This window comes from Cryobacterium sp. TMB3-10 (assembly GCF_004402305.1).
GTDB lineage: Bacteria > Actinomycetota > Actinomycetes > Actinomycetales > Microbacteriaceae > Cryobacterium > Cryobacterium zongtaii.
In genome coordinates this window covers 20,292-37,664 of the sequence record NZ_SOGH01000026.1, presented here as the reverse complement: position 1 = coordinate 37,664, position 17,373 = coordinate 20,292, and the positions used below count along the sequence as shown (strand labels likewise).

The 17,373-nt window shown below is 67.1% G+C and carries 16 protein-coding genes; 9 read left to right on the top strand and 7 right to left on the bottom strand.

The annotated features are described in order from the left end of the window. Positions 1-29: 29 nt before the first annotated feature. Both E3T22_RS14105 and E3T22_RS14100 read right to left on the bottom strand, forming a co-directional pair. A complete protein-coding gene (locus tag E3T22_RS14105; RefSeq protein WP_134480901.1) occupies positions 30-1,901 on the bottom strand; it encodes a glycoside hydrolase family 2 protein in 1,872 nt (623 codons plus the stop codon). Positions 1,902-1,979: 78 nt separating this feature from the next. Continuing rightward, a complete protein-coding gene (locus tag E3T22_RS14100; RefSeq protein ID WP_088455031.1) occupies positions 1,980-3,005 on the bottom strand; it encodes a LacI family DNA-binding transcriptional regulator in 1,026 nt (341 codons plus the stop codon). 251 nt (positions 3,006-3,256) lie between these two features. On the opposite strand from E3T22_RS14100, the gene E3T22_RS14095 reads away from it, so the two are divergent. From E3T22_RS14095 to E3T22_RS14080, 4 genes are all read left to right on the top strand, one after another. After that, positions 3,257-4,573, top strand: coding sequence for an ABC transporter substrate-binding protein (locus E3T22_RS14095; protein ID WP_134480900.1), 1,317 nt, complete (start codon positions 3,257-3,259; stop codon positions 4,571-4,573). Between the two features lie 142 nt (positions 4,574-4,715). Beyond that, the gene (locus E3T22_RS14090) at positions 4,716-5,528 is read left to right on the top strand and encodes a carbohydrate ABC transporter permease (protein ID WP_240632341.1); all 813 of its coding nucleotides are present in this window, start codon (positions 4,716-4,718) and stop codon (positions 5,526-5,528) included. Between the two features lie 9 nt (positions 5,529-5,537). Continuing rightward, a complete protein-coding gene (locus tag E3T22_RS14085; RefSeq protein ID WP_088455034.1) occupies positions 5,538-6,392 on the top strand; it encodes a carbohydrate ABC transporter permease in 855 nt (284 codons plus the stop codon). After that, complete coding sequence (locus tag E3T22_RS14080; RefSeq protein ID WP_134480899.1) at positions 6,389-7,378, top strand: glycoside hydrolase family 43 protein; 990 nt, start codon at positions 6,389-6,391, stop codon at positions 7,376-7,378. The genes E3T22_RS14085 and E3T22_RS14080 overlap by 4 nt, the downstream gene beginning before the upstream one ends. Before the next feature lie 61 nt (positions 7,379-7,439). Here the strand turns inward: E3T22_RS14080 and E3T22_RS14075 are convergent, their stop codons facing one another. After that, entirely contained in the window at positions 7,440-8,111 is a 672-nt protein-coding gene (locus tag E3T22_RS14075; RefSeq protein WP_088455036.1) for an ABC transporter ATP-binding protein, read from the bottom strand. Between the two features lie 37 nt (positions 8,112-8,148). Then, a complete protein-coding gene (locus E3T22_RS14070; protein WP_134480898.1) occupies positions 8,149-9,627 on the bottom strand; it encodes an ABC transporter permease in 1,479 nt (492 codons plus the stop codon). A gap of 181 nt (positions 9,628-9,808) precedes the next feature. Here E3T22_RS14070 and E3T22_RS14065 point away from each other — a divergent pair, with 181 nt between their 5' ends. Both E3T22_RS14065 and E3T22_RS14060 read left to right on the top strand, forming a co-directional pair. Then, positions 9,809-10,555, top strand: a complete 747-nt coding sequence (locus tag E3T22_RS14065; RefSeq protein WP_088455038.1) for a response regulator transcription factor — start codon at positions 9,809-9,811, stop codon at positions 10,553-10,555. Next, entirely contained in the window at positions 10,555-12,075 is a 1,521-nt protein-coding gene (locus E3T22_RS14060) for a cell wall metabolism sensor histidine kinase WalK (RefSeq protein ID WP_134480897.1), read from the top strand. The genes E3T22_RS14065 and E3T22_RS14060 overlap by 1 nt, the downstream gene beginning before the upstream one ends. A gap of 1 nt (position 12,076) precedes the next feature. On the opposite strand, the gene E3T22_RS14055 is transcribed toward E3T22_RS14060, so the two are convergent. Then, positions 12,077-12,589, bottom strand: a complete 513-nt coding sequence (locus E3T22_RS14055; RefSeq protein ID WP_240632342.1) for a MarR family winged helix-turn-helix transcriptional regulator — start codon at positions 12,587-12,589, stop codon at positions 12,077-12,079. A gap of 10 nt (positions 12,590-12,599) precedes the next feature. Continuing rightward, positions 12,600-14,369 carry an MDR family MFS transporter gene (locus tag E3T22_RS14050; RefSeq protein WP_370028213.1) on the bottom strand — a complete coding sequence of 590 codons (1,770 nt, stop codon included), beginning with the start codon at positions 14,367-14,369 and terminating at the stop codon, positions 12,600-12,602. A 316-nt stretch (positions 14,370-14,685) separates the two neighbouring features. Here E3T22_RS14050 and rplJ point away from each other — a divergent pair, with 316 nt between their 5' ends. The 3 genes from rplJ to E3T22_RS14035 all read left to right on the top strand — a co-directional run bounded on the left by rplJ (position 14,686) and on the right by E3T22_RS14035 (position 16,302). Next, the gene (gene rplJ, locus E3T22_RS14045; RefSeq protein ID WP_088455040.1) at positions 14,686-15,201 is read left to right on the top strand and encodes a 50S ribosomal protein L10; all 516 of its coding nucleotides are present in this window, start codon (positions 14,686-14,688) and stop codon (positions 15,199-15,201) included. Positions 15,202-15,252: 51 nt separating this feature from the next. Then, positions 15,253-15,636, top strand: coding sequence for a 50S ribosomal protein L7/L12 (gene rplL, locus E3T22_RS14040; protein WP_066592329.1), 384 nt, complete (start codon positions 15,253-15,255; stop codon positions 15,634-15,636). 162 nt (positions 15,637-15,798) lie between these two features. Then, positions 15,799-16,302, top strand: coding sequence for a MarR family winged helix-turn-helix transcriptional regulator (locus tag E3T22_RS14035; protein WP_134408363.1), 504 nt, complete (start codon positions 15,799-15,801; stop codon positions 16,300-16,302). Positions 16,303-16,332: 30 nt separating this feature from the next. On the opposite strand, the gene E3T22_RS14030 is transcribed toward E3T22_RS14035, so the two are convergent. Beyond that, a complete protein-coding gene (locus E3T22_RS14030; RefSeq protein ID WP_088455042.1) occupies positions 16,333-17,289 on the bottom strand; it encodes a DNA-3-methyladenine glycosylase in 957 nt (318 codons plus the stop codon). Positions 17,290-17,373: the final 84 nt, after the last annotated feature.

Here is a 17,373-nt window from a genome sequence, read left to right as displayed (position 1 = left end):
CTCGCGAGCACCTGCGGCCAGGCGGCCCGCTAACCGAGCGGGGGCCCGTCGGGTGCGGTCTGCGTGATGATGGCGCGAAGCAGGTGCATGGGCACCTTGGGCCTGCGGTTGTCGTCGAGCAGTCCGTTGGTTTCCTGGAGGGTGTCGGTCAGTTGGGTGTAGCAGAACCCGGCCAGGAACGAACTGGAGTGGATTGCCGCCACGACGGCGTCCAGACGCTCGAGGAAATCGTCCGCGGTCTGGGCGCTCGAGTAGCCCCAGGCGTCACTGTCCGCATAGTGGGTGGCGAAGGAGATGCCGCCGAATTCGGTGAGCATGACGGGCCGCTCACCGATCTCCTGGCCGGCGAGAAGGAGACGGCGCCCCGCGGGCCCGAGGTCGCTGAGAAGCCTGCGTTTTGCGTCGTCGTCGCTGTAACGCTCGCGGAGGGTGTCGCCGATCGATTCATAGTCGTGCACCGAGAGGATGTCGGAGTCGATGTGCTCCCAACCGTCGTTGGAGATCACCGGGCGGGACGGATCCAGTGTGCGGGTGAGCGCGACGAGTGCCCGCGCGTAGTTCTGCTGCGCGGGGTCATGGGCGATGTGCTGCACGCCCCAGCTCTCGTTCAGCGGCACCCACGTCACGAGAGAGGGATGCGAGAGGTCCCGTTCCACGACTTCGGTCCACTCCGCCAACATCCGCCGCACGGCCGTGGCGCCGAATTCGAAGGCGCCGGGGGTCTCGCCCCAGACGAGGAGGCCGAGCCGGTCCGTCCAATAGAGGAAACGGGGGTCCTCGATCTTTTGGTGCACACGAGTCGCGTTGAAACCGAGTTCCTTGATGAGCTCGACGTCCCGGCGCAGGGCCTCCGGCGAGGGGCTGGCGAGATGCGACTGGGGCCAGTATCCCTGTTGCAGAACAGACCTCACATAGTAGGGCCGGTCGTTCAGAAGGAACCGGCCGCGAGCGATCGCCGCCGAGCGAAGGCCGAAATAGGAATGTACGACATCCACAGCCGTCCCCTGCGTGTTCGTTGAGGAACCGGTGCGTACCGTCAAAGTGGCATCAATCAGCCGTGGCGACTCTGGGGTCCACAGCAGCTCTTCGTAGGCTTGACCGTTCACCTGAGCCGGGAGCGCGATGGTGAAGACCTGGGTCGTCGCGGTGACGGCTACCGTCGCCTGGGTCAGGGGATCACCGTCGACACTCAGGCTGAGGGACACCGTCGTGCCGGCCGTGGGCCGTCGACTGACATCGATCCGAACACGAACCGTCGCATTCGGCAGGTCCGGTATCCAGTGCACGAGAGTGACGGCCAAGGGGTTCGTGGACTCGAGCCAGACCGGCTGCCAGATGCCGCTGGTGCGGTGATACCAGATTGAGTGCGGTTCGACGCGCCAATCCTGTTTGCCGCGCGGCTGAGTCACGTCGAGGGGATCATCCTCAGCCCTGACCACTATGGAGTGTTCGGCCACACCGGCCACGACCGCGTCGGTGATGTCGAAGGAGAAGGGGGTGTGCCCACCCTCGTGCTGACCGAGAAACGTTCCGTCGACCCAAACGCTGGCGCGATAGTCGACCGCGCCGAAGTGCACGCGCAGACGCTGGCCCGTGAAGAAGCCGGCCCGCGCCAGGTCGTTGTCGTCGAAGGACCGTGAATACCAGGCCACCGGGTGGAACCCGGTGTCGTGAATGCCCGAGGCGGCGGACTCGAAGGGGAACGGAACCTGAATGGTTCGATCGAATCGCGTGTCGGCGAACCAACGGGCTGCCAAACCGATGTCGGCGTCGTCGAAGGCGAAGCCCCAGTCCCCGGACAGTTCGGTCCAAGCGGGGCGGACGAGCTGGGGGCGCGGGTAGCGCCCGTCCTGCTGGCTGGCGCGAAAGACGGCGGGCGCGAGATCGACGGTGCTACTCATGTCCTCCATCATGCACTGAATTTGCAGCGCTGTAAATCCGCAAATTGAATTGATGCCGTCGCAGCCGGCCCGGTCGGTTCAACCGTGGGGTACTGCTGGCGCGCTTTCCCGAATGACGAGGTCGAAATCCACCAGGCGATGGCGCCCCAGGCCGGTGTAGCCCATGATGCGCTCTTCCAGCATTTCGAGGGCGACGCGGGCCAGCGCGGGCATGTCCGGGGCGATCGTGGTGAGGCTCGGGAAGGTGACGGCTGCGAAGGAGATGTCGTCCCAGCCCACGACGGCCACGTCGTCGGGAATCCGGATGCCGCGTTCCTGGAGAGCGCGCAAGGCGCCGATCGCTGCGAGGTCGTCCCGGCACACCAGGCCGTCAAATCGCAGACCGCGATCCAGGGCTGCTCCGACGGCACGGGCGGCCTCGGCTGGAGCGATGGCCCGGGTGGGGATGAGCAGGGACATATCCAGGACCAGCCCCGATTCCTCGATCCCCTGCTGGTATCCGATGAGTCGCTGCGTGGACGTAGCGGATTGGCCGCTCTCCTCGTGACCCACGAAGGCAATTCGGGTCCGTCCGAGGGCGCTGAGGTGGCGCGTGGCCCGGTTGGCGGCGGCGACGTTGTCGATCATTACGTGGTCGACACCGATCGGCGCCGCGCCCTCGCCCAGCAGCACCATGGGTATGTCGCTGCGGCGCTGGGCCACTTCGGTGGACGTCATCATTGAGGGTTGGAAGAGCATGCCGTCGACGAGGCCGGCCTCACTCGACGAGAGGACGGCCCGCTCGCCGGCGATGGTGCCGGATGTCTCCTCGAGGAGCAGTCGGTAGCCGGCGCCCGTCGAGGCGGCTGCCGCTGAGACCAGACTCGCCAGCTCGGAGAAGTAGGCCAGGCGCACATCGGCGAACGCGAGTGCGATGAGGCCCGTGCGTCCCGTGGCCAGGCGTCGGCCGAGGGCGTTCGGCCGGTAGCCCAGATCATCGATGGCGCGTTGAACCCGCTCCCGCATCGCCGCGGAAACGTGGGGATGGTCGTGCACGACGTTCGACACTGTCTTCATCGACACGCCGGCGTGAACGGCGACGTCCTGGAGTCGCACTCCGGCCATTGCTGCTCCTTGAGTCGGCGCTGCGGGGGCGCGTGAGGGTTTCATCCATGACTCTAGCCTTCGTGCCCGTCTGCTTCGTGATGCGAAGGAAGCTTGACGGATGACTTTCTAGCGCTGTAAATTTATCCCGTCGCATCATCCGCTTTCTGAAGCCGTGCCGGAATGAACACATCACCCGGTCCGGCACCGGCCGGGCACCTGATCCGACTCATTCATCGCCGCGAGTCGGCGACTACTCAAAGGAGAGCACCATGAAGGAAGGATTCGCGCGTCGCGCGATTGCCGCAACCTTGGCGGTTGGAATGGGGGTTGCCCTCGCCGGTTGCAGCACTGGAGGCACGAGCGCCGGTGGTGGAGCCGTGTCCGGCGCGGACTACACCGGTCCCGACGTGACGATCAGCTTCTGGAATGGGTGGACGGGCGGCGCCGCCCCCGTTCTCGTACCGAAACTCGTCGAAGAGTTCAACTCTGAGCACCCGAACATCGTGGTCAAGAACGTTCCCATGGAGTGGGGGGACATCTCGAAGAAGATGCCGCTGGCCATCAAGGCGGGCAAGGGCCCCGACGTGGCCGTCGCCCACGGTGACGATGTCGCCACCTACGCGGCGCAGGGCCTCCTCCTTGAGGCCGACGCCATCATCGACGATCTCGGCTACTCCGCCGATGACTTCCCCGAGGGCCTGATGGACGCCGGCGCATACTCCGGCAGTCAGTACGGGATTCCCTGGAGCGTGACGCCGCTTGGCCTCTACGTCAACAACGATGTCCTGAAATCCGCCGGAATCGACCCCGCGACGGTACCCGCCGACAAGGACGGCTACATGGCCGCACTCGAGACACTCAAGGCAGCAGGCATCCAGGGCGAGTGGGTCGACGGCTACGTCTTCACCGGCACCTTCGAGTTCCAGTCCCTGCTCTGGCAGTTCGGTGGCGACCTGTACAACGACGATGTGACCAAGGCGACCTTCAACTCCGAGGCCGGCGTGCAGGCCCTCACTCACATGACCGACCTGATCGACCAGGGCTACAGCCCCGCGAATGTGGCCCAGGACGGCAACATCAAGGGCCTGCTCTCCGGGCAGGCCGCTTACAACTGGAATGGCGTCTGGCAAACGACCAATGAGGCGTTCGACGCGCTGGACTGGACAGCGGCACCGGTTCCCCAGATCGGAACCGAGAAGGCCGTCTGGTCGAGCTCGACCCACTGGATGTTCCTGAACAACAAGGGCCAGGACGCCAACAAGACCTCCGCGGCAGCGACCTTCGTCAAGTGGATGAACGAGAACTCCAGCGGTTGGGCCGAAACCGGTGAGCTGCCCGCAGCAAATGACGTTCGTAACGACCCCGCCCTGATCGAGGCGTACCCCAACCTCGCGACCTTCATCGATGAGCTTCCCTACGCGCACTACGAGACCAGTGCGCCGGGCATCACCGCCGCGAACGCGCTCATCACCACCGCGCTCAACGAGGCGCTGACCGGCAAGAAATCACCCGCGGATGCTCTCGACGACGCGGCCAAGCAGGCCGACGCGATCCTGAAGCAGAACGAGGCGAAGTACGGTGACTAGTCTGGCGCCCCTCCCCCCGACCGCCGTGGCGACCCCGACCCCTGCCCCTCGGCGCGCGAGCGCCGGGGGGTCGGGGACCCGCAGGCGAACCTGGACGGCCTATGCCTTCCTGGCTCCGTTCCTCGTTCTCTTCGCTACCTTCGTGGTCGGTCCCGCGGTCTTCGGAGTCTGGATCAGCGTCACCGACTGGAGCCCCTATAAGACCGAGCAGTCGTTCATCGGGCTGCAGAATTACATCGATCTCGTCACGCCGGGTTCGGTCTTCTTCGGCGATTTCTGGCAGAGCCTGGGTGCCACCGGGATCTTCACGGTGGCGAGCGTTCCCTTCCTGCTCGTGATCCCCCTCGGTGTGGCGCTGCTGCTCAACCAGAAAATTGCCGGCGGAACCGTGTTCCGGGCGATCTTCTTCGCACCGTTCGTTCTGGGTGTCGCGGTGATCGGAGTGATCTGGAAGTACATGCTCGACACGCAGTCGGGCATGATCAACCACCTCCTCGGCCTGATCGGTCTCCCCTCCGACATCCCCTGGACCGTCGACGTGCCGTGGGCGTGGGTCTCGCTGGTGGGCGTGACCGTCTGGTGGACTCTGGGGTTCAACGCCGTCATCCTGCTCGCCGGTCTCAAGGGCATCAACACCGACCTCTACGAAGCGGCCGCGCTCGACGGGGCGGGGGCGATCCGCAAGTTCTGGAACGTCACCCTGCCTGGACTGCGGCCGGTGATGCTCTTCGTCAGCACCACCACGATCCTGGCGTCCGCGAACATGTTCGGGCAGTCCTACCTGCTCACCAAGGGCGGGCCGGCCAACCAGACCCGCACGGCGATCATGTACATCTCGGACCAGGGGCTCTCGCAGAACAACATGGCGGCGGCGGCGGCCATGAGCTACGTGCTCTTCGCCTTCCTGGCGATCATCAGCGTGATCAACTTCCGCCTTCAGCGGGACAAACCCTAAGGATCATCGATGACTACTCTCACTCCGCGACGGGTGTCGGGACCCGCACGCCTTCGGCGTGGTGCCCTCTACGCCGCGCTGATCGTCGTCGCCCTCACGATCATCCTGCCCCTCGTCTGGATCGTGATCACCTCATTCAAGACCGACACCGATGTCATCTCGAATCCGTATTCAATCCTTCCGAACCCGTTTTCAGTCGACGCGTACGGGACTCTGGCCAGCGGCCAACAGCCGATCTTCCGCTGGCTGCTCAATAGCCTCGTCGCGGCCACGCTGCAGACCGTGATCGTGCTGGTGACCGCCTCGATGGGCGCCTACGCGCTCGCGCGGCTGGAATTCACGGGAAAGAAGTTCATCTTCGGGCTCATCATCGGCACCCTCCTGGTGCCGCCGGTGATCTTCCTCATTCCCAATTACCTGATCGTGCAGAACCTCGGTTGGCTCGACACCCTGTGGGCTGTCTCCGTCCCCGGCGCGGCGGGTGCCTTCGGCATCTTCTTCCTGCGCCAGTTCTTCGTCGGGCTGCCGACCGAGATCGAGGAAGCCGCGCGTATCGACGGGGCCGGGGATATCAGGATCTTCCTCCAGATCGTGCTGCCGCTGGCCAAGCCCGCGTTGTCGACGCTGGCAATTCTGACCTTTCTCGGCAACTGGAATGACTTCCTGTGGCCCATCTACGTTCTGCTGAGCCCGGAGAACCTCACCCTGCAGCCCGGCCTGTCCCAATTGCAGGGCGCCTATTCCACCCACTTCAGTATCGTCATGGCCGGCGCGGTCATCGCTTCGGTCCCGGTGCTTGTGCTGTTCTCGCTGGCCCAGAAGCAAATCGTTGAAAGTGTCGCCAGCTCGGGCGTGAAGGGGTGAGTCTGCGGCGGGCCGGCGCCTCTGTCCTCGTGTGTGCGGCGGTGGCGTTCCTCGGCGGTTGTGGGCCGGCCGGGTCTCTGGATGCCGCCGCAACCGACGTGCCGGCAGCCTTCGCGATAGACCAGGATTTTCCCGACCCGGATGTGCTGCTGGTCGGTGACACCTACTACGCGTACGCCACCAATTCGCTCACCGCAAATGTCCAATTCGCTACCTCCACCGATCTCCAGTCGTGGGAGGTGCAGGATGGCGACGTTCTGCCTGACCTCCCGGACTGGGCCGACACCGGGAGGACCTGGGCGCCGGAGGTGACCTCTGGTCCGGATGGCACCTTCCTGCTCTACTTCACCGCCGCCGACAGGGCCTCAGGCCTGCAGTGCATCGGCGTCGCCAGCGCCGCATCGGCTACCGGCCCGTTCGTGGCAACATCGACGCTGCCGTTGATCTGCCCGACCGGCGAGGGAGGCGCGATCGACGCCGGCGCATTCGTCGATGCGGACGGGAGCAGATGGCTGCTCTGGAAGAACGACGGCAACTGTTGCTCCCTGGATACCTGGCTGCAGCTGTCACCGCTCTCGCCCGACGGCCGCACACTGACCGGCGAACCGACCAGGCTCATCAAGCAGTCGGAGGAGTGGCACGGCACCGTGGTGGAGGCCCCGATCCTGATCCGTCATGACGACGAGTACGTGCTCTTCTACTCGGCGAACAGTTACGCCGATGACAGTTACGCCATGGGTTTCGCCACGGCGCCGACACTCCAGGGGCCCTACACGAACGGTGCCGAACCGCTCTTCAGTACGGAGAGTTCCGGCGACCGCTATCTCGGCCCTGGCGGTCAGGACGTGGTCTCCCCGGGCCCGGACCAGCCCGGTGGTGACCAGATCGTGTTGCACTCCTGGGATCCGGCCTACGTCTACCGGGGGATGAGCGTTCTGCAGCTTGACTGGGTCGACGGGCGCCCGACGGTGGTCCCACCGGCCTGACGCCGAGCCGGCGGATTCCAGATGGCATCCGCCGACTCAGCGCGATCGCTCGGCACGGACCTCAGCCGAGGTCCTTGACCACACCCTGCTTGATCAAGAGGCGCCTCTGCGCACGCTTCGCGACAGCCGAATCGTGGGTGACCACGATCAGGGTCAGCCCCTTCGCCCGCCACAGGCCCTCGAGCAAGTCCATGATCTCGTCACGGGTCTGCTCGTCGAGGTTCCCGGTAGGCTCATCGGCCAGCAGCACCGTGGGCTCCTTGACCAGGGCGCGGGCGATCGCGACGCGCTGCTGCTGGCCGCCGGAGAGCTCCGCGGGCAGGTGGCTGCCGCGCTCGCCGAGCCCGACGGAGTCGAGCGCCGCCGCGGCCCGCGAGATGCGCTCCGCCGTGGGAACCCCGAGCGGCGCCAGCGCGGTCTCCACGTTCTCCTGCGCGGTCAGGGTGGGGATCAGGTTGAACCCCTGGAACACGAAGCCGATCTCGCGCGCCCGGATTTGCCCCAACGGCCCCTGGCCGAGCTTGGACAGATCCGCACTGCCCAACTCGATGGTGCCCTCGGTGGGCCGGTCGAGGGCGCCCAGCATTTGCAGCAGCGTGGACTTTCCGCCGCCGGTCGGCCCTTGGATGGCGACCATCTGTCCATCCGGAATGGACAGGGTGACCTTGTTCAGGGCCGTGACCGAGCGCTTGCCCTGGTCGTATTTCTTGGTGACATTGGTCAGTTCATACATGGGAGCTCACTTCTGGTGATGAATTCGACGGAGGGGGTCACGCGATGCTGCGCAGTGCCTCGGAGGGGCTCAGGCGCGAGGCGCGCCAGCCGCCGATCGCGCCGGCGAGCAGACCGCCGAGCACGGCGAGACCGACGGCGATGAGGATGACCGACAGGGTCACCGGCACCTGCAGAACGATGTCGGAGGTGGTGGCTTCCACCATGGCCTGACCGAATCCGCCGGCACTGCCGCCGGGGCCGCCCATGGCGGATGCCGGGTCGGCGGTGGCCGCGCCCGCGGTGAGCGTGGGGGCCGCGAGGTTGATCACCAGGATGCCGGCCAGGCCGACCGCGATGCCGACGACGCCGCCGATCAGGCCCTGAACCAGGGATTCACCGGCCACCTGGCGCACGATCCGGCCGTTCGACCAGCCGATCGCCTTGAGGGTGCCGAACTCCCGGGTGCGCCGGGTGACGCCGGAGATCGTGAACAGGATGGCGATCAGGAACGCCGCCGCGAGCACGATGAGCGACAGCCAAAGGCCGAGGTTCTTCACCAGGTCGGCGGCGCTGGAGAGCGACCCTGACACGCTCGAGGCGAGGTCGGACTGGGTCTGCACCGTGGCCTCCGGCAGGGCGGTCTCGACGTCGGCCTGGATCTGCTCGATGTCGGTGGAGGACGCGGCCTGCACGTAGATGTCGGTGACCTGATCGGTCAGGCCGGACAGGGTCTGGGCGACGTCGAGCGGGATGTAGACGCTGGAGGCCGTGGCGGCATCCGCCGAGGAGGCCGTGACCAGGCCGACCACGGTGAAGTCGGTGTCCGCGATGGCGACGGTGTCGCCCACGACGAGTTCGGCGGTGGTGGCGTAGTCGGCGTCGAGGACGGCGACATTGGTGCCGGCGTCGGTGGTCTCCAGGCTGCGTCCGTCCGTGAGGCTCACGGCCGAGAGGGGCCCGACGGCCTCAGCGGCCGGGTCCAGGCCCAGCACTGTGAAGGAATCGACGCTGAAGGAGCTGCCGCCGGCACCGTCGGGTCCACCGCTGGGCGGGGTTCCGCCGGCCGCGTCGTCCCCGGTCTGCTGTGTCCCGGCGGAGAAATCGGGCAGGGCGCCGTCGAAGGTGGTGTTGCTCAGCGACAGGGTCGCGGCGGCGGCGGAGACGTTGTCGATGCCGCCGACGGTGTCCAGCGCCGTGGCGTCGAACGCGGTGGTGCCCCGGTCGACGGAGAGCCTGGACTGGCTGACGGTGGTGGTCCCGTCGGCGGTGGTGCCGGCATCCGCGCCGAAGTCGAAGTTCGCCGGCCCGCCGGCGCCTGCTTCGCCCTCGGTGGGCGCGGCCGGGGTCTGGCTGACGGTGATGTCGGTGCCGACGCCGTAGACCGAGGCCAGCACGGTGGACTGTGCCAGCTGTACTCCGCTCGACACTGCGTTGACGATAATGACCAGGGCGATGGCGAGGGCCATGCCGATGGCGACGATGGCGGTCTGCTTGCGGCGACCCGCCAGCTCTCGTCGCAGATACGTGACAAACATCGATTCTCCAGTCCGGCGGCAGGGAGGTTCCCGCCGTTGCCTTCGAAGCTAAGGAGCCCGGTTATGGCTGCACTATGGCCTGCCTATGAATTAGCCCAGGAGTCCGCAGGGTCCCGCTCTCTCAGGATCGTCGTGGGCGGCGCATAGCCGGTTCATAGGAAAGGCGGGGATACTTCGGAGCATGAGCACCCGAACCAACGAGCAGCCGGCCCACGGACCACGCCTTCGCAAGGCCGACGGCTCCCCGATCCGGGTGCTCGTCGTCGACGACGAACCCACCCTCACCGACCTGCTCTCGATGGCCCTCCGCTACGAGGGCTGGGAGGTGCGCACGGCCGGGGAGGGCCGGGCCGCGCTCACCCTGGCGCGGGAGTTCCGGCCGGACGCCATCGTGCTCGACATCATGCTGCCCGACATCGATGGTCTGCAGGTGCTCCAGCGGCTGCGGGCGGATGGCTATCAAACGCCGGTGCTCTTTCTCACCGCCAAGGACTCGCTCGACGACCGCATCGCCGGTCTCACCGCCGGCGGCGACGACTACGTCACCAAGCCGTTCAGCCTGGAAGAGGTCGTCGCCAGGCTCCGCGGCCTCATCCGGCGCTCCACGATGGCCGTCTCCGACTCCAGCGATCCCCGCATCACGGTGGGCGACCTCACCCTCGACGAGGACAGCTACGAGGTGTTCCGCGCGGGCGAACAGATCGAGCTGACCGCGACCGAGTTCGAACTGCTGCGTTTCCTGATGCGCAACCCGCGCCGGGTGCTCAGCAAGGCCCAGATCCTCGACAGGGTCTGGAGTTACGACTTCGGCGGCAAGTCGTCGGTGGTGGAGATCTACATTTCCTATTTGCGCAAGAAGGTGGACGCCGGTCGCGAACCGATGATCCATACCGTGCGCGGCGCCGGTTACATGCTGAAGATCGCCTGATGAAACCCGGAGCACCCGTCGGCGACACCCCCATCATCCCGACCCGCAGCGGCCGGGCGCCCTGGACCCTGCGCCGCCGACTGGTTGTGGCCGTGGTGGGACTGCTTGCCCTTGTCAGCCTGGTCATCGGGGTGGTGAGCGTGGCCATCCTCAGCGCCAACCTGATGGACGGCCTCGACCAGCAGGTCAAAGGCGCCGCGGAACGCTCCAGCGTCTTCTTCGACCGCCGGCCGAACGGCGACTTCACCCTCGCCACGCCCACGGCCAGTGATGTTCTGAATGGGCCCTCCCAACCCCCTGGCACCCTCGCGCTGGTCTACGACGGCACGACCGTCACAGCCGGCTACACCGATGACACCGGTGCCGTCGTGGCGCTGAGTAGCGACCAGGTCACCCAGCTCATCACCGAACTCGATACCGCCGTGCAGAAGGGCGGCACGTCCGTTCCGTTCAGCGTGAACCTCGGCGGCGACGTCGGCGAGTACCGGGTACTAGCCGAAACGGCGCGCTCCGGTGCCCTGTACCTGGTGGGCCTGCCGGTCGCCAGCGTGACCGGAACGGCCACCCAGCTGGCGCTCATCATCGCGATCGTGTCGCTGGCCGGCATTGTGCTGGTGGCATTCCTCGCGACCGCGATCGTGCGTCTGGCCCTGCGTCCGCTGCAACGGGTGACGGCCACGGCCACCCGGGTCTCCGAACTGCCGCTGGACCGCGGCGAGGTGCTGCTCGTCGACAGGGTTCCGGCCGCAGACACCGACCCCCGCACCGAGGTCGGCCGGGTGGGCTCAGCGCTCAACCGGATGCTCGACCACGTCGATATCGCCCTGGAAACCCGGCAGGCCAGCGAGAACAAGGTGCGCCAGTTCGTGGCGGATGCCAGCCACGAATTGCGCACCCCGCTCGCGTCGATCCGCGGTTACTCCGAGCTCACCCGGCGCAGCGGCCAGGAACTGCCGCCCGACGCCATCCACGCTCTCGGGCGCATCGAGTCGGAGTCGGTGCGGATGACCGGTCTCGTCGAAGACCTGCTGCTGCTCGCCCGACTGGACGAGGGTCGCGAGCTGGAACGGGAACCCGTGGACCTCACCATGCTGCTCGTCGACGTGGTCAGCGACGCCCATGCGGCCGGCCGGGACCACCGCTGGGACCTCGACCTGCCCGAAGAGCCCGTGCTGGCGGCCGGCGACGGTCCGCGCCTGCACCAGGTTTTCGCGAACCTGCTGGCCAACGCCCGCGTGCACACCGACGCGGGCACCCGGGTGCAGGTGGCGCTCGGCGTCGAGGGGCCAGACGCCGTGGTCACCGTGACCGACGACGGTCCCGGCATCCCGGAGAACCTGCAGGAGACCCTGTTCGAGAGGTTCGCCCGCGGCGACAGCTCCAGGTTCCGCGGCACCGGCGGCAGTACCGGTCTCGGCTTGGCCATCGTGCAGGCCGTGGTTCTGGCCCACGACGGCGAAGTCACGGTGGACAGTCGGCCGGGGCGCACCAGCTTCCGCGTGGCGCTGCCCCTGGCCTGACCTACCGTGCGCCGTCGGGGGAGTTCAGCCGTTTCAGCAGCAGGGCGAACTGCTGCAGGTCGGCTTCGGGCCACGCGGTCAGCCGGCCGTGCAGCAGGCTCTTGTCGCCTCCCGGCACGGCCGCCATCTTCTCCATCGCCAACGGGGTTGCCGCGAGGAACCTGGCGCGCCCGTCGGCCGGGTCCGCGGCCAGCTCGAGCAGGCCGAGGTCCTCGAGCAGCCGGGCCTGACGGCTGATCACACTGCGGTCCACCTCGAGCAACTCGGCCAGCGCGCTGGCGTGCGTGGGTCCGCAGCGTCGCAGGGTGCGCAGGATCTTGAGGCCGAACGGTTGCAACGCCGGGTCAATGCGCAGGGCCGAATCGCGCAGGGCGCCGCGCACATAGGCCGCCAATTGCATCATCTGCTCCTCGACGTCGGCCAAGGCCTCGGCGGCCTCGGTCGCGGTGTCGGGGGACAGGGCGGCCGTGACGCCGGGCTCGGGGACCGGGGGAAGCTCGCCGTGGTCGGTCATGACCATCACACTAGCGACCGGTGCTCGGGTTTTCCGACGGGTCGGTGCCGGGCTGCACGCGGATCGAGCCGGTCGGGTGGGCCAGGCCCACCGGGGTGAGGCCGGCGGCGGCAGCGCCCACTTCGATCAGCATGTCCTCGGCGTCTTCGAGTTCGCGCAGGTCGTTGTCCTCGAGGTTTTCGGGTGCCTTCTTCGTCGCCTGGGCCTTGGTCAGGGCGATGGCGGTCTGGGTACCGAGCGACGCGTTGGGCATCAGCGCGACCATCACCAGGGTGATCACGGCAAGCGGCACACCGAGCAGGAAGACCGTGCCGACGCCGGTGCCGTAGGCCGACTCGACGACGACGCGGATGGCGTCAGGCAGGGTGTTGACGTGCGGGATGACGCCGGAGCCCAGCGTCTTCACCGCGATGGCCTGGTCGGCCGGCGCGAGGGTGCCGATGCCGTCCTTGATGTTCTGGGCCACGACGGTGCCGAGCACCGAGCCGAGAACCGAGACACCGATCGTGCCGCCGAGGCTGCGGAAGAACGTGACAGCGCTGGTGGCCACACCCAGGTTGGTGACCTCGATCGAGTTCTGAACGACCAGGACCAGGTTCTGCATGACCATGCCCAGGCCCGCGCCGAGCACGAACATGAAGATACCGACCAGGATCAGGTTGGTGTCGTACTGCAGGCTGCCGAGCAGCAGGAGTCCGGCGACGACGAGGACCGAACCAGAGACCATGACGGCCTTCCACTTGCCGGTGCGGCTGATCAGGGTGCCGAACAACGTGGACGAGATGAGCAGGCCGCCCATCATCGGGATGGTGAGCAGGCCGGACTGGGTGGGCGTGGCCCCGCGGGCCAGCTGCATGTACTGGCTGAGGAAGACGGAGGTGCCGAACATCGACACGCCCACCGAGATGCTGGCGACGGTGGCGAGGGTGAAGGTGCGGTTCTTGAACAGCGTCAGCGGGATGATCGGCTCCGGCACCGTGAACTCGACGATCACGGCGGCGATGAGCAGCAGCGCGGCGGCGGCGACCATGACGAAGGAGGTGACGGATGCCCACTCGAAGTTGTTGCCGGCCAGGGTGACCCAGATCATCAGCAGCGAGACGCCGCCGGCGATCAGCACGGCACCGAGGTAGTCGATCTTCACCACGCGCTTGACCCGCGGGGGCAGGTGCAGGGTGCGCTGCAGGAGCACGATGGCCACGATGGCCACGGGCAGGGCGATGAAGAAGTTCCAGCGCCAGCCGAAGGCATCCGTCACCACGCCGCCGAGCAGCGGGCCGCCGACGGTGCCGAGGGCCATGACGCCGCCGAACAGGCCGGCGTACTTGCCGCGGTCCCGGGGGCTGATGATGTCGGCCATGATGATCTGGCTGAGCGCGGCGAGACCGCCGGCGCCGAGGCCCTGCAGCACGCGGAAGCCGATGAGGGTTCCGGTGTCCTGCGAGAAGCCGGCCAGTGCCGAGCCGATCACGAAGGTGGCCAGGGCCAGCTGGATGAGCAACTTGCGGTTGAAGAGGTCGGCGAACTTGCCCCAGATGGGCGTGGACACCGTGGTGGCGAGCAGGGTGGCGGTGATGACCCAGGTGTATGCGGACTGGTCACCCTTCAGGTCGGAGATGATGATCGGCAGTGAGGTGCTGACCACGGTTCCGGCGAGGATCGACACGAACATGCCCAGCAGCAGGCCGGACAGGGCCTCGAGAACCTGGCGCTTGGTCATGGAACCGTCGGCCGTGATGGCCCGGTTCGGGGGAGTGGTGGTGCGAGAACGGCGTGACATGAATCTCCAGCTAGATAATTGACAGATGTCAACTATAAATACATAGTGGACCTTTGTCAACTAGTTTGCGAAGCCGGGTGGGCGTTGGCCCGATTTGCGCACCGCCAGGGGGATCCCGTATGGTGGGGAACAGCCAAAGACCGCCGGTTGTCGCTGCCCAGAAATGGAAAAGCGATCGAAGGTTCATTCACGTGAACGGCCCGCGCAGGTGTTCGAAGTTAGCCAGTCAAACTGGCCTCAGCTCCGGCGCTTGCGCTGGAGCTTTTTTCATGTCTGCGCCCCGGGCTACCGGCACATGAATATTTAGAGGAGCGCCATGGCGAACAAGGAAGCAACGGTCGCCGAGCTGCAGGAGAAATTCCAGAGCTCGACCGCCGTTCTGCTCACCGAGTACCGCGGACTCACTGTTGCGAAGCTCAAGGAGCTGCGCACGTCCATCAGTGAGGACGCCACGTACGCCGTGGTAAAGAACACGCTCACCAAGATCGCGGCCAACAACGCCGGCATCACGTCTTTCGACGAGGAGCTCGTTGGTCCGTCCGCTATCGCTTTCGTACACGGTGACCCTGTCGCCGTCGCGAAGAAGCTGCGTGCCTTTACCAAGGCAAACCCTCTCCTGGTTGTCAAGGGCGGTTACTTCGACGGTAACCCCCTGACCGCCGCAGAGGTAGGCAAGCTCGCCGACCTCGAGTCCCGTGAAGTTCTGCTCGGCAAGCTTGCCGGCGCCTTCAAGGCCTCGCTGTTCGGAGCCGCATATCTGTTCAACGCACCGCTGTCGAAGGCTGTTCGCACCATCGAAGCGCTGCGTGAAAAGCAGGAGTCCGCGAACTAGGCATCTGCCTGTACCGCGGTGAGTAACTAAGAAACTAATAGGAGAAAAATCATGGCAAAGCTTTCCACTGAAGAGCTGCTCGAGCAGTTCAAGGGCCTCACCCTCATCGAGCTCTCCGAGTTCGTCAAGGCATTCGAGGAGACCTTCGAGGTCACCGCGGCTGCACCCGTCGCCGTCGCCGGAGCCGCTGGCCCCGCCGCCGCTGCCGAAGAGGTCGAAGAGCAGAGCGCGTTCGACGTCATCCTCGACGCCGTCGGCGACAAGAAGATCCAGGTCATCAAGGTTGTGCGCGAGCTCACCAGCCTGGGCCTCGGCGAGGCCAAGGCCGTTGTCGATGGCGCGCCGAAGGCCGTCCTCGAGGGCGTTGCGAAGGAAGCTGCCGAGAAGGCAAAGGCTTCCCTCGAGGCCGCTGGCGCCACCGTCACCCTCAAGTAATCTCGCCCCGCAAGGGGTTAGTTGCTCGCACGGGCGTCGCATCCATTGGATGCGGCGCCCGCTGCCGTTAACCCGCGAACCGTGAGAAAAGCACCAAAACTCTCGAGTTTCTGGGGCTTTCCTCACGGGTCGCGGGCGATTCGGCCTGTATATGGTGGGGGGATGCCCGCAGCACTTCCTGACATCCTCGGGGACCTCGTGTCCGTCAACCACCGGCTCACCCGCGTCGCGGCCCGTGCAGCGCGCGGCACGGAATCGCCCGCTCTGTGGCGCACCCTCAGCGTGCTGCTCTCCAGCGGCCCGATCCGCCTAGGCGACCTGGCCGAGCGCAGCCGGGTCTCGCAGCCCACCGCCACCAAGCTGGTGGGCAGCCTCGTCGACCGAGGCTGGGTCGAACGCGCCGGCGACCCCGACGATGCCAGGGCCAGCCTCATCGCTAGCACCCCGGCGGGTGTCGCGGCTCTGATCGCCTGGCGGACCGAGCTGGTCGCCGCCCTGCTGCCCTACTTTGCCGACCTGCCCATCGACGATGTCGGCACCCTCGAACGCGCCGTCGCCATCCTGCGCGACAGGGTCGAGGCCGGCGAGCGGATGGCCGCACCGCACCGCGTAACGCCGCCGGACCGGATGGCGGCGCCGCCCCGCCCGGCCTCCGAGCCCCGGTGACCGCCCATTCAGCGTGTGCGGCCGGCCCGGTTAGTGCGAGCGGTGGTCCTGGATGGTCATGCGCGGGCCGCGGCGCGGGGCGCGGTAGCCGCTGCCCAGGATGAGGCGCACCACACGCTGGCGGTGTCCCGCGAAGGGATCGAGCAGTTCGAGCATGCCGTCGTCGTCGACGGGGGATCCGGTCAGGGCCCAGCCCACCTGGGCGGCCAGATGGTAGTCGCCCACGCTCACCGAATCGGGGTCGCCGTGCGAGCGCTGAGTCACCTCCGCGGCGGTCCAGCGGCCGACGCCGGGCAGGGACTGCAGCCGTCGTGAGGCCGTGACGGCGTCGACGGGCCGGTCGAGAGATGCCGCCACGGCCGCAACAGAAACGGCCGTGCGTGAGCGGCGCGGATCGACGCCGGCCCGGTGCCAGTCCCACGACGGCACCAGGCGCCAGCGTTCCGGTCCGGGGGAGACCATCATCCCCGCTGGTGCGGGGCCAGGGGCCGCCTCGCCGTGCTGGCGGATGAGCCGGTACCAGGCACGGTGGGCCTCGAGAGTGGTGACCTTCTGTTCGATGATTGCCGGGATCAGCGCCTCGAAGACCAGCCCGGAGCTGCCCAGCCAGACGCCGGGGTTACGGCGGCGGACCTCGGCAAGAACACCGTGGCCGCCGAGGTCGAGTCCGGTCCAGTCGTCGCCGTCGCCCAGCAGGGCGGGTACCTGGGCGATGCACCACTCGGCGCCCGGTCCCCAGGCCTTGGCGTCGACGCCGCCGTCGGCGGCCTGCCGAAGCAGCAGGGTCGCCGGTCCGAGCGGGGTGCGTTGGGTGCGCCAGAGCCCGGCGGCATCGGCGCGGGCGGTGGGGTCGCCGCGACCGCGACTGTGCGGGGCCATGGTGGCCGCCAGGTCGAACGGGCGCCGGGGTGCGTACCGGGTGGATGCCCGGGGGGTGGCATCCCGGTCCGTGCCGGCGCTGGCGTCGTCTGAAGGGTCGGAAATCATCCCCTCGAGGCTAACCCGCGCCGCTGACGGTCTGGGGCGACCACCCCAACTGTTGCGCACGGCAACAGTTGCGGAGCCGGGTCA